Source organism: Pseudomonas sp. Irchel 3H9, from assembly GCF_900187495.1.
Taxonomy (GTDB): domain Bacteria; phylum Pseudomonadota; class Gammaproteobacteria; order Pseudomonadales; family Pseudomonadaceae; genus Aquipseudomonas; species Aquipseudomonas sivasensis.
The window spans coordinates 524143-537253 of sequence record NZ_FYDK01000002.1; the positions used below are offsets into that span (position 1 = coordinate 524143).

Annotated in this window: 8 protein-coding genes; 7 read left to right on the top strand and 1 reads right to left on the bottom strand. The window is 61.4% G+C overall.

All coding sequences use genetic code 11. The annotated features are described in order from the left end of the window. Positions 1-166 precede the first annotated feature (166 nt). The 5 genes from CKW32_RS08390 (at position 167) to CKW32_RS08410 (ending at position 8109) form a co-directional block, all read left to right on the top strand. On the top strand, positions 167-2692 hold the full coding sequence (locus tag CKW32_RS08390; protein WP_095184570.1) for an acyl-CoA dehydrogenase: 2526 nt from the start codon (positions 167-169) through the stop codon (positions 2690-2692). Positions 2693-2841: 149 nt separating this feature from the next. Further along, a complete protein-coding gene (locus CKW32_RS08395) occupies positions 2842-4185 on the top strand; it encodes a 3-oxoacyl-ACP reductase (RefSeq protein ID WP_095184571.1) in 1344 nt (447 codons plus the stop codon). A 3-nt stretch (positions 4186-4188) separates the two neighbouring features. After that, positions 4189-5079 (top strand): MaoC/PaaZ C-terminal domain-containing protein, encoded by an 891-nt coding sequence (locus tag CKW32_RS08400; protein WP_095184572.1) that lies wholly within the window; start codon positions 4189-4191, stop codon positions 5077-5079. Next, positions 5076-6374: an acetyl-CoA C-acetyltransferase gene (locus tag CKW32_RS08405; protein ID WP_095184573.1), complete on the top strand. Its 1299-nt coding sequence runs from the start codon at positions 5076-5078 to the stop codon at positions 6372-6374. The genes CKW32_RS08400 and CKW32_RS08405 overlap by 4 nt, the downstream gene beginning before the upstream one ends. A 31-nt stretch (positions 6375-6405) precedes the next feature. Continuing rightward, positions 6406-8109, top strand: coding sequence for an AMP-binding protein (locus CKW32_RS08410; protein WP_095184574.1), 1704 nt, complete (start codon positions 6406-6408; stop codon positions 8107-8109). A 134-nt stretch (positions 8110-8243) separates the two neighbouring features. Here CKW32_RS08410 and CKW32_RS08415 read toward each other — a convergent pair whose 3' ends face one another. Further along, entirely contained in the window at positions 8244-9359 is a 1116-nt protein-coding gene (locus CKW32_RS08415; RefSeq protein ID WP_095184575.1) for a Gfo/Idh/MocA family protein, read from the bottom strand. 307 nt (positions 9360-9666) lie between these two features. Between CKW32_RS08415 and CKW32_RS08420 the strand changes: the two genes are divergently transcribed. Both CKW32_RS08420 and CKW32_RS08425 read left to right on the top strand, forming a co-directional pair. Further along, complete coding sequence (locus CKW32_RS08420) at positions 9667-10707, top strand: YCF48-related protein (RefSeq protein WP_177434269.1); 1041 nt, start codon at positions 9667-9669, stop codon at positions 10705-10707. A gap of 15 nt (positions 10708-10722) precedes the next feature. Then, entirely contained in the window at positions 10723-13098 is a 2376-nt protein-coding gene (locus tag CKW32_RS08425) for an RND family transporter (protein WP_032886494.1), read from the top strand. The last annotated feature ends 13 nt before the right edge of the window (positions 13099-13111 follow it).

Consider the following 13111-nt stretch of genomic DNA (forward strand, 5'->3'; position numbering starts at 1 on the left):
GATTCGGCTGACAGGTTCAGTCGCTATTTTTTCGCTCAAGCATTAAATAAAAATTTCAAAACAAAATTTGAAATTAGCTTTCCAAGTTTGTAGTGTGGCTTTACGCCGCAGGTCAATTCGACCTTGCGCACGTAAACCACGCCCTGAATCGAGTAGAGGTATCCCCATGGTTATCTGGTTATTGGTGGGTTTCGCAGCCGCGATTGCCCTGGCGTATCGACAAGCTGCCGCGACCCTGTGGTTAGGGGCCGGCTTGATCTGGTTGGCACTGGGTTACGTGTTCAACGTGGTGGCAGGTTTTGGGGCCAGCGTCGCGGCGCTGCTGGTGATAGCGCCCGCGTTGCTGATGACGATCAAACCCCTGCGTCGCACCTTGCTCACCAGCAAGGCCCTCGGCCTCTTTCGCACGATCATGCCGGCAATGTCCGACACCGAGCGTGCGGCTATCGAGTCCGGTACCGTGTGGTGGGACGCCGAGTTGTTCAGCGGCAAACCCGATTGGCAGCGCCTGTTGCAAGCCGCGCCGGCCAGCCTCAGCGCCGAGGAGCAAGCCTTCCTCGACAATGAAGTGGAAACCTTGTGCGACATCGCCAACGACTGGGAAACCACCCAGGTCTGGCAGGACATGTCCCCCGAAGGCTGGCAGTACACCAAGGATGCCGGTTTCCTCGGCATGATCATTCCCAAGCAGTACGGCGGCAAAGGCTTCTCCCACTATGCCCATTCGCAAGTGGTGATGAAGCTGTCGACGCGCTGCTCGGCGGCGGCGATTTCGGTGATGGTGCCCAACTCCCTCGGCCCGGCCGAGCTGTTGCTGCACTACGGCACCGACGCCCAACGTAATTACTACCTGCCGCGCCTGGCTCGGGGTGAAGACATCCCATGCTTTGCCCTGACCAGCCCGTATGCGGGCTCGGATGCCGGGGCCATTCCAGACCTGGGTATTGTCTGCAAGGGCATGCACGAGGGCGAAGAAGTGCTGGGTTTCAAAGTGACCTGGGACAAGCGCTATATCACCCTCGGCCCCATCGCCACCGTGCTGGGCCTGGCGTTTCGCGCCGAAGACCCGGACGGCTTGCTGGGCCCGAAAGGTTCGCTCGGCATCACCTGCGCACTGATCCCCACGTCCCACCCCGGCGTAAACAGCGGTCGCCGCCATTGGCCACTTAACGCCGTATTCCAGAACGGCCCGACCACCGGCAAGGACGTCTTCATCCCGTTGGAATGGGTGATCGGCGGCCGTGAACAAGTCGGTAATGGCTGGCGCATGCTGATGGAGTGCCTAGCAGCGGGCCGTGCCATTTCGTTGCCGTCGGCCAACGTCGGCCTGGCCAAGGTTGCGGTGCGTGGCACTACGGCTTATGCGGCGATGCGCAAGCAGTTCGGCCTGCCCATCGGCAAGTTCGAAGGGGTGCAGGCACCTCTGGCGCGCATGGCCGGGCATTTGTATGCCTGCGATGCGGTGCGCAAGGTATCGGTAGCGTCCCTGGATGCCGGCGAGAAACCTTCGGTGATCTCCGCCATTGCGAAGTACCACGTCACCGAGCGTGCGCGAATCATCGTCAACGACGGCATGGACATCGTCGCCGGCAAGGGCATTTGCATGGGCCCGAATAACTTCCTGGCCCGTGCGTATCAGCAAAGCCCCATCGCCATCACGGTGGAAGGCGCGAATATCATGACGCGCTGCCTCATCATCTTTGGCCAGGGCCTGATCCGTTGCCATCCCTATGTGTTCCGTGAGATGGAAGCGGCGCGCAACCCGGACCGGCGCAAGGCGCTGGAAGACTTTGACAGCGCGATGTTCGGCCACGTGAGTTTCGTGCTGGCCAACACCGTACGTGCGGCGGTGCATTCGCTGACAGGCGGCCGTCTGATTTCCGCACCTGCCAAGACCGACCCCGCGCTGGCGTCCTACTACCGCCAGGCCAATCGTCTGTCGGTGGTGCTGGCGCTGATCTCGGACATTTCCATGGGTGTGCTGGGCGGTGCCCTCAAGCGCAAGGAAAGTATCACCGGGCGTCTGGGGGATATTCTGTCGCAGCTGTACATTTTGTCCTGCGTGCTCAAGCGTTTCGAGGATGACGGCCGGCCTCAGTCAGACCTGCCGCTGGTGCACTGGTCGGCTCAGGATGCGCTAGTGCGTGCTCATGAAGCCCTTGCTGAAGTGCTGGAAAACTACCCCTCCAAAGCCGCCGCCGCCGTGATGCGCGGCCTGACGTTCCCGTTCGGCATCCCGCTGCGCAAACCGTCGGATCGCCTACTGGCCCAGGTGGCCGATGTGGTGCAGACACCGGGCGAGACCCGTGACCGGTTGTTGGCCAATTCCTACATTCCACGTCCGGAAATCGACAAGTTGGCGTATGGCGAGTTGGGCTTCCGTCTGCTGCCACAAGTGGAGCTGATCGACGCCCGGCTCAAGCCTGCCATCAAGCAAGGCGTGCTCGAACCGATGCCTATTTCCGCCACGGCTTTCACTACCTGGCGCGTCAAGGCCAGGGCGCTGGACTTGATCAGCGACGACGAAGACGCCTTGCTCGCGCGCTATGTGGAATACGCCGATCACGGTATCCAGGTGGATGACTTCCCGCAGGACTTTGGTTTGCTGGAGGCATTGCAGCAGCGCAAGCAGGCGTTGGAACCGGCCACCAAGCGGCGCAGCAGCCAAAGCGAAAACGCCTCGGTCAACTAGGACAAACGCGGCCAGTGTGGGAGGGCGCTTGCACCCGATAGCAATCCATCAGTCACCGACTCATTGGCTGAACCACCGCTATCGGGGGCATGCCCCTCCCACATGGACCGGGTTTACAAGGTCAGAATGTGTTGTGAGTGAATGCTGATATGAGTGACAGCTACCTATCGTTCGTCAATTCCCCCTGGGGCCGTCGCCTGGCCCAGGCAGTGGGCTTGCCCCAGCCCGTGCCGTTGCAACGCCATCGCAGCGGTCAGCCGGGCCTGGCTAACCCGGTGATTGTCGCCGGGGCAGGGCGCCTGGCCTCCCAGGTGCACCAGGTCTTCAGCGCCACCGACACGGTCGCGGCTACCCCGGCAACGCTCAAGGCGCCGTCCACGGTCAAGGCCCAGGGCGCGGTGTATGACGCCAGCGCGGTGGTCGACCTTAAACAGTTGGATGAGCTGTACGTATTCTTCCACGCCAACGCCAAGCGCCTGGGCCAACACGCACGGGTGGTGGTGCTCGGCACTGCACCGGAGCATTGCGCGGACTTGCCCCACGCCGTCGCCCAACGCGCCCTCGAAGGGCTGGTGCGTTCGCTGGCCAAGGAGCTGCGTCGGGCGATCACCGTCCAGTTGCTTTATGTTGCGCCGGGTGCCGAAGACGGATTGGACAGCAGCCTGCGTTTCTTCCTGTCGCGCCGTTCGGCCTATGTGTCGGGGCAAGTGGTGCGATTGGAAAAACCGGTAGATGGCAACCCTAGTGTCAACTGGGACAAGCCTTTCGCTGGCCGACGTGCGCTGGTCACTGGCGCTTCCCGTGGCATCGGCTTGGCCATCGCCCAGGTCTTGGCACGTGAAGGGGCGCACGTGGTGTGTGTGGACGTGCCCCAGGCCCAGCAATCGTTGGAACAGGCCGCCGCCAGCGTCGATGGTTCAGCGTTGCCCTTGGACATCACCGCGCCGGATGCAGCCTCGTCGTTGCTGGCCCACGTCAGCCAATACGGCGCGTTCGATGTGGTGGTGCACAACGCCGGCATCACCCGCGACAAGACCATCGCAAAAATGCCCGAAGCGGCCTGGCGCGATGTGCTGGCGGTCAACCTCGAAGCACCGTTGCACCTGAGCACCGCATTGATGGAAAACCAGGGGCTTAATCCCGGTGGGCGCATTGTGTGTGTGTCATCGATTTCCGGTATTGCCGGCAACCTCGGCCAAAGCAACTACGCCACCTCCAAGGCTGGCGTGATCGGCCTGGTGCAAGGCCTCGCGACACGCGCCGCCACGCAGCAGGTCACAGTGAATGCCGTAGCGCCGGGGTTTATCGAGACCCAGATGACAGCAAAGATCCCCCTGATGATTCGCGAAGCAGGGCGGCGCATGAACTCTATGAGCCAGGGCGGGCAGCCCATCGATGTGGCCGAGACCATCGCCTGGTTGGCGCATCCCGCGTCGGGTGGCGTCAATGGCCAAGTCGTTCGTGTGTGCGGCCAAAGTCTGCTGGGAGCCTGAGCCATGGACTACGTGACCCAGATTATCGACCCGCCGCCCTCGCGCACCCAGTTGTTGCTGGATGGCGTGCGCGCCCTGCGTAAGCCCAAGTTCGACGGCGCGCCGGTATTGCCCAAGGAGCGGCTGGTGCGCTCGGCGGTGGCGTTATCCGCCGCCGGCATCGCCGCCTATGGCCGTGCCTGCGGGTTCCGGCGCGAGCAGGGTGTGCCGCTGTCCTATCCCCATGTGCTGGCGTTCCCCCTGCACTTGATGCTGTTGACCCGGCCAAGCTTCCCGTACCCGGCCAGCGGCATGGTGCACTTGGCCAATCGCATTCGTCAGCACCAGCGCCTGCACGAAGGTCAGGCCTTGCGCCTGGAGGTGTATGCCGAACGCTGGGTCGCCCATCCCAAGGGCCAGGCGCTGAGCATCGCCACACGCGCTTACAGCGCCGGCACCCTGGCGTGGGAAAGCGACAGCCTCTACCTGCGCCGCGACGTAAAAGACCCGATTGGCGAGCCCTGGGGCGACGCGTTGCCATTGCAGGAACACGGCCTGCTGCGCACCCAGCGCTGGGTTTTACCCGCCGACCTGGGCCGGCGCTTCGCCAAGGTTTCGGGGGATTTCAACCCAATCCACACCTCGGTGATCGGCGCAAAACTCTTCGGTTTCCGCCGCGCCATCGCCCACGGCATGTGGACGCTTGGCCGCGCCTTGGCCGCCCAGCAACCGCCCGGTGGATTGGATCAGGCCGAAGCCCATTGCGACTTCAAGTTGCCGATCTTTTTGCCCGGCCAAGTTGCCCTGTGGCAACACCCTGCGGCCGGCCCGCGTCGCGAATTCGAAGTGCGCAATTTCGCCGGCGACAAACCCCATATGCGCGGGCTATTTGTCTGGAATGAGAGCCATACATGAGTGACTACAGCTTCAATCCGGCCCCGACCCGCCGCGTGGCGATTATCGGCGGCAACCGTATCCCTTTTGCCCGTTCCAACACGGTGTATGCCCACGACAGCAACCAGGATTTGCTGGTAGCGGCGCTGCAAGGCTTGGTCGACCGTTACAACCTGCATGGCCAGCGCCTGGGCGAGTTTGCCGCCGGCGCGGTGATCAAGCATTCGCGGGATTTCAACCTCGCACGTGAGTCTCTGCTATCAACCACCTTGTCCCCCGAGACCCCGGCCTACGATCTGCAACAAGCCTGCGGCACGGGCCTGGAAGCGGCATTGCTGGTGGCGAATAAAATCGCCCTGGGCCAGATCGAAGTAGGCATTGCCGGTGGCGCCGATACCACCTCCGACGCCCCCATCGGCATCAACGAATCCTTGCGCCATACCTTGCTCGCAGCCAACCGCGCCAAGGGCTTGGGCGACAAGCTCAAGGCTCTGCTGAAGGCGCGGCCGTCGATGTTCTTCAAACCGCTGCTGCCACGCAACGGCGAGCCGCGCACCGGTTTGTCCATGGGCGAGCACTGCGAAGAAATGGCCAAGCGCTGGCAGATCAAGCGCCTGGCCCAAGATGAGCTGACCCTCACTAGCCACCAACGCCTGGATGCCGCGTACAAACGCGGTTTCTTCGAGGACCTGATCAGCCCCCACCGCGGCCTGACCCGTGACAACAATCTGCGGGCCGACGCCAGCCTGGAAAAACTCGCCGGTCTATCTCCAGCCTACGACCGCCAGAACGGCACGCTCACAGCGGGCAACTCCACGCCCCTGACCGATGGCGCCTCAGTGGTGCTGCTGGCCAGCGAAGAGTGGGCGGCCGCCAACGGCTGGCCGGTGCTGGCTTACCTACGCACCGGCGAAACCGCCGCGGTGAATTTTGTCGACGGCACCGAAGGTCTGCTGATGGCCCCGGCCTATGCCGTGCCGCGCATGCTCAAGCGCGAAGGCCTGAGCTTTGCCGACTTCGATTTTTTCGAAATCCACGAAGCCTTTGCCGCTCAGGTGTTGTGCACCCTCAAGGCCTGGGAAGACGCCAACTATTGCCGCGAACGCCTGGGCCTCGACGCGCCGCTGGGCGCCATCGACCGCGCCAAAATGAACGTCAACGGCGGTTCCCTCGGCTGCGGTCATCCGTTTGCCGCCACCGGTGGCCGGCAATTGGCGGCGTTGGCCAAGGCCATCCACGAGCGCGGCGGCGGGCGCGGTTTGATCTCGATCTGTGCAGCGGGCGGGCTGGGCATTACCGCCATTGTCGAAAAGTAGCGCTACCCAAAATAACAATAAGGAGACTGCCATGAACGCTATCAGCCAGGAACACACCGAACGCGTGTGGTTGAACGCTTATCTGCCCGGCGTCCCGGCAGACATTGATGCCGCGATTGAGGAATACCCATCGCTGCGGGAAGTATTCCTGGAGCACCTGGAAAAATTCCGTGAGCGCGTGGCTTACGTCAGCATCGGCACCGAAATGACCTACGCCGACTGGCAGGTCCAAGGCATTGCGTTTGCCGCCTGGCTCCAGGGCCAGGGCGTACAGCCGGGCGACCGTGTGGCGCTGATGATGCCCAATTGCTTGCAGTACCCGATCTGCCTGCTCGGCACCATCCTGGCTGGCGCGGTGGTGGTCAACGTCAACCCGCTGTACACCGCCCACGAACTCAAACACTTGCTCAAGGACAGCGGCGCCGAGACGGTGGTGATCTTCGAAAACTTCGCCCACACCCTGGAGAAGGTTGTGGCTGGCAGCAGCGTCAAGCGCGTGGTAATCGCGGCCATCGGCGACTTGCTCGGCACCTTCAAGGGCGCGGCAATGAACTTCATCCTGCGCCGTGTGCAGAAGCAGGTGCCCGCGTTCAAGCTGCCGGGTGCGGTGCGTTTCAATCGGGTGTTGAAACAGGGGCGGGCCCTCAACCACTTTCCGGTGAGCATGTCCCTGGATGACCTGGCCTTCCTGCAATACACCGGCGGCACCACTGGAGACGCCAAAGGCGTGATGCTCAGCCACCGCAATATCATCGCCAACCTATTGCAGGCCAAGGCGTGGGTCGGCGACCAACTGGACCAACACAAGCAGGAAACCAACGTCACGTTGCTGCCGCTGTACCACATCTTTTCCCTGACGGTGAACTGCCTGATGTTCATGTGCCTGGGCGGGCGCAACATCCTCATCGCGAACCCTCGGGATGTGAAACGGGTGCAGATGATCCTGCGCAAGGAGCGCTTCAACGGCATTGCCGGGGTCAACACACTGTTTAACGGCTTGCTGGAAAACAAGGAGTTCTGCGCGCGGGACTTTTCCGATCTGCGCATGGTGATCGCCGGCGGCATGGCCACGCATACGGCGGTGGCCAAGCGCTGGAAGGAAGTCACTGGGCTGCCGATCATCGAAGGTTATGGCCTGACCGAGTGCTCGCCGGTAGTGAGCATCAGCCCGATCAACATTGCGCGCATGCGCGAGATGGAATTCACCGGCAGCATCGGTGTGCCGTTGCCGTCCACCTGGGTGCGCTTTATGCGTGAGGACGGTGAACTCGCCGACATTGGCGAGCAGGGCGAACTGCAAGTGCGTGGCCCGCAGGTGATGCAGGGCTACTGGAAACGCCCCGAGGCAACCGCCGAGGTGCTGGATGCGCAGGGCTGGTTGTCCACCGGCGATATTGGCGTGATGGACGAGCGCGGCTATATCCGCCTGGTGGACCGCAAGAAGGACATGATCCTGGTCTCGGGCTTCAACGTGTATCCGAATGAAATCGAAGACGTGGTGGCGATGCACCCTGGCGTAGGCGAAGTAGCGGCGATTGGCGTGGAGGACGGCGTCACGGGCGAGAAAGTGAAGATCATCGTGGTGCGCAAAGACCCGAACCTAACCCAGGAACAGATCCTCGCCCATTGCCGGGAATACCTGACGGGCTACAAGGTGCCCAGGTATGTGGAGTTTCGCACCACCGAGTTGCCTAAAACCACCGTGGGTAAAGTGCTGCGCCGAGCCTTGCGCTGATTTAAATGTGTGTAGGCGATCTAAATGTGTCAGTGATCTAAATGTGGGAGAGGGCTTGCTCCCGATGGCGGTGGCCCAGTTGGAACATCTTCGTCTGACACACCGCCATCGGGAGCAAGCCCCCTCTCACATGTTCAAACCGAGTTCACGTTGACCCAACGTTCTTCCTGGGCAGCCAAGCGAATCGCCGTCGCCAACCGCTCCACCTCCCACGCCGCTTCAAAGTCGGTGCCATCGGTCCCCTGGCCTGCGACGGCCATGATCAATTCTTGCACTTCCAGGGTCTTTAACTCGTTGTAGCCAAGTTGGTGTCCCGCTGCCGGGCTGAACGCCGCATAACCGGGCAGGGAAGGGCCGGCCAGCAAGCGTTGGAAGCCGTCCTGGCCGACACCGCACAGGCGAAGCTCATTCAAGCGCTCCTGATCGAACGCCAAGGTGCCTTTGGTGCCGCTGATCTCGAAGCTCAAGTGGTTCTTGTAGCCATGTTTGAGCCAACTGCTGCTCACCGTGCCGCGCGCGCCATTGGCGAAACGCAGCAGGGCGTGTACCTGGTCATCCACGGCGATAGGTTTGAGTTCGTTGCTGCCTTTGACAGCCGGGCGTTGAACGTGGACGGTCTGGGTATCGGCGCAGACGCTGACCACATCCCCGACCAGATAGCGCGCCATCGACAGCAAGTGGCTGCCCAAGTCCGCCAGGGCGCCGCCGGCGTGTTCCACTTCGCAGCGCCAGGACCAGGGTGATGTTGGGTCAGCCATAAAGTCTTCGCTGAACTCGCCCTGGAAGCTGATGAGGTCACCCAACTCGCCACTGGCGATCAATTGCCGCGCCAAGGTGATCATCGGGTTGTGTTGATAGTTGTAGCCCACCCGCGTTACCACCCCGGCGGCACTGGCGGCGCGGCGCATGGCGTCGGCCTGTTCCAGGCTCACGGCCAGGGGTTTTTCGCAATACACCGCTTTGCCGGCGGCAATCGCGGCCATCGCCATGGGGTAGTGCAGGTGGTTGGGGGTGGTGATGGCCACGATATCGACCTTGGGGTCGTTGATCAGCGCCTGCCAGTCGCCATGGGCGTGATCGAACCCCCAGGACGAGGCGCAGTGCTGGGCGCGTTCGGTGTCGGCATCGGCCAGGGCGGCCAGCTTCAGGGTGACTGGCAGTTCAAACACCGCCCGGGCATTGTTGAACGCCAAGGCGTGGGCGCGGCCCATGAAGCCTGTGCCGATCAAGCCGATTCCGAGTTCACGCATAGCCGTGGTCCTTTGGATTATTGTTTTCAGGATGTGCATTAATGGAATAAAAATTCCCATATTTCAATAGATGGAATAAAAATTCATTAACGCCTCGGTAATCACCTTGGCGAATGCAGCTATATTCACCAAGTGGCCAAAAGCCGCCAGTTAACAAAAGATAACGTAGCGCCGATTGTCAGACGATTCCAAAGCCCGATAGGATGGCCCCTGCTTCCTTCAGGCGCTCTAGATTGCAGGTTTCAGAGCCCGGGAAGGCAAGACCTAACAATAATAAATGGGAGAAAGGTCTATGAGTGAGCCTGTCATGGGTTGGGTTGTTTGCCGCCCACGCGCCGCACGCAGGGTTGCGTTGCTGGCCACAGCGCTCTCGTTGCTGGCCGGTGCTGCGTTGACGGCACCGGTGCTGGCAGCCAGCGATACCCCCGCAACGCCAGCGTTTGCGATTGAGTCCCCCAAGGCCGCCAAAGGCCTGATGATCGACGTGGTGCATGCCGGCAAGCGCCTGGTAGCCGTCGGTGATCGCGGGCATATCCTCTATTCCGATGACCAGGGCTCTACCTGGACCCAAGCTAAAGTCCCCACCCGCCAATTGCTCACGGCAGTGTTTTTCGTCGACGACAAACATGGCTGGGCGGTAGGCCACGATGCGCAAATTCTCGCCAGCACCGACGGCGGCGCCACCTGGACCCAGCAATACCAGGACCTCAAGCGCGAAGCGCCGCTGCTCGATGTGTGGTTCAAAGACGCCAATCACGGCCTGGCCGTCGGCGCCTACGGTGCATTGATCGAAACTACCGATGGCGGCAAGAGCTGGAACGACGTCAGCGACCGCCTCGACAACGAAGACCAGTTCCACCTCAACGCCATCGCCCAGATCAAAGACGCCGGCCTGTTTATCGTCGGCGAGCAGGGCAGCATGTTCCGCTCCAGTGACGACGGGCAGACCTGGGAAAAACTCGAAGGCCCTTATGAAGGTTCGCTGTTCGGTGTAATCAGCACCGCGCAACCGCAAACCCTGCTGGCCTTCGGCCTGCGCGGCAACCTGTACCGTTCCACCGATTTCGGCAGTACCTGGGAGCAGGTTGAGTTGAACGCCACCCGTGGCGCCTTGGAGTTTGGTTTGTCGGGCGCGACCTTGCTGGATGACGGCGCAATCGTGGTGGTCGGCAACGGTGGCAGCGTGGTGGTCAGCCACGACGATGGTCAGACCTTCAGCGTGTTCAACCGCCCTGACCGTATTTCACTGTCGTCGGTGACGGCGGCGGGCAATGGCAACTTGATTCTGGCCGGGCAGGGTGGCGTTCGCGTGTCGACGCCGACTGGCGCTGAGCTCGTAAAACAATAAGAAGGCGGGGACAGAATGAGCAGTCATCACAACGATAAAGCGACCTTTCTTGAGCGCCTGATTTTCAACAATCGCCCGGCAGTGATCGTCATCTGCCTGCTGGTTAGCGTGTTCCTGTTCTGGCAGGCGACGCTGATTCGTCCGTCCACCAGTTTTGAAAAGATGATCCCCCTCAAGCACCCCTTCATCGAAAAGATGATGGAACACCGCAACGACTTGGCCAACCTGGGCAACACCGTGCGCATCTCGGTGGAGGCCAAGGACGGTGACATCTTCACGAAGGAGTACATGGAGACCCTGAGGCAGATCAACGACGAGGTGTTCTACATCTCCGGCGTCGACCGCTCGGGCCTCAAGTCGCTGTGGAGTCCTAGCGTGCGCTGGACCGAAGTGACCGAAGAGGGTTTCGCCGGCGGTGAGGTGATCCCCCAAAGCTACAACGGCTCGGCGCAAAGCCTCGATCAACTGCGCAATAACGTACTCAAGTCCGGCCAGGTCGGGCGCTTGGTCGCCAACGATTTCAAGTCGAGCATCGTGGATATCCCGCTGCTGGAGTCCTATCCGGACCCGCAGGATCAGGGCAAGTTGCTGGCCCTGGACTATCGCAAGTTCTCCCATGAACTCGAAGACAAGATCCGCGACAAGTTCGAAGCCCAGAACCCCAACGTCAAGATCCACATCGTGGGCTTTGCCAAGAAGGTCGGCGACCTGATCGACGGCCTGGTAATGGTGGTGCTGTTCTTCGGCATCGCATTCGTCATCACCCTGATTCTGCTGCTGTGGTTCACCAACTGCCTGCGCAGCACCATCGCGGTGTTGAGCACCACCTTGGTTGCGGTGGTCTGGCAACTGGGGTTGATGCACTTCTTCGGCTTCGGGCTGGACCCGTATTCGATGCTGGTGCCGTTCCTGATTTTCGCCATCGGTATTTCCCATGGCGTGCAGAAGATCAACGGTATCGCCCTGCAATCCAGCGAGGCCGACAACGCGTTGACGGCTGCACGGCGGACCTTTCGTCAACTGTTCCTGCCGGGGATGATCGCGATCCTGGCGGATGCGGTCGGGTTCATTACGCTGTTGATCATCGACATCGGCGTGATTCGTGAGTTGGCCATCGGCGCGTCCATCGGCGTGGCGGTGATCGTGTTCACCAACTTGATCCTGCTGCCGGTGGCGATTTCCTATGTCGGCATCAGCAAGCGCGCCATCGCCAAGAGCAAGAAAGACGCAAACCGCGAGCATCCGTTCTGGCGCCTGCTGTCCAAATTCGCCAGCGCCAAAGTCGCGCCAGTGTCGGTCCTGCTGGCCCTGGTCGCCTTTGGCGGCGGCCTCTGGTACAGCCAGAACCTCAAGATCGGCGACTTGGACCAAGGTGCACCGGAACTGCGCCCGGACTCGCGCTACAACAAAGACAACAACTTCATCATCAGCAATTACTCCACCAGCTCCGACGTGCTGGTGGTAATGGTCAAGACCAAGGCCGAAGGCTGCTCGCGGTATGAAGCCATGGCGCCCATCGATCAGTTGATGTGGAAGATGCAGAACACCGAGGGCGTGCAGTCGGCGATCTCGCTGGTGACCGTGTCCAAGCAGATGATCAAGGGCATGAACGAGGGCAACCTGAAATGGGAAACCCTGTCGCGTAACCCGGACGTGCTGAACAACTCCATTGCCCGCGCCGACGGCCTGTACAACAACAACTGCTCACTGGCGCCGGTGCTGGTGTTCCTCAACGACCACAAGGCCGAAACCCTCGACCGCGCCGTGCATGCGGTGCAGGACTTCGCCAAGGAAAACAACAAGGACGGCCTGGAATTCATCCTCGCCGCCGGTAACGCCGGGATCGAAGCTGCCACCAACGAGGTCATCAAGGAGTCGGAACTGACCATCCTGATCCTGGTGTACCTGTGCGTGGCGACCATGTGCATGATCACCTTCCGCTCGTGGGCCGCGACCCTGTGCATCGTGCTGCCACTGGTGCTCACCTCGGTACTGGGCAATGCGCTGATGGCGTTCATGGGCATCGGCGTCAAGGTCGCGACCTTGCCGGTGGTGGCGTTGGGCGTGGGGATTGGCGTGGACTACGGCATCTACATCTACAGCCGCCTGGAAAGTTTCCTGCGTGCCGGATTGCCGTTGCAGGAAGCCTATTACCAGACGCTCAAATCCACCGGTAAAGCCGTGCTGTTTACCGGCCTGTGCCTGGCCATCGGCGTGTGCACCTGGATTTTCTCGGCCATCAAGTTCCAGGCCGACATGGGCCTGATGCTCACCTTCATGCTGCTGTGGAACATGTTCGGTGCACTGTGGCTGCTGCCGGCACTGGCGCGCTTCCTGATCAAACCCGAGAAGCTGGCGGGTCAGAAGGGCAATTCGCTGTTTGCCCACTGAACCCAAGGCGGTG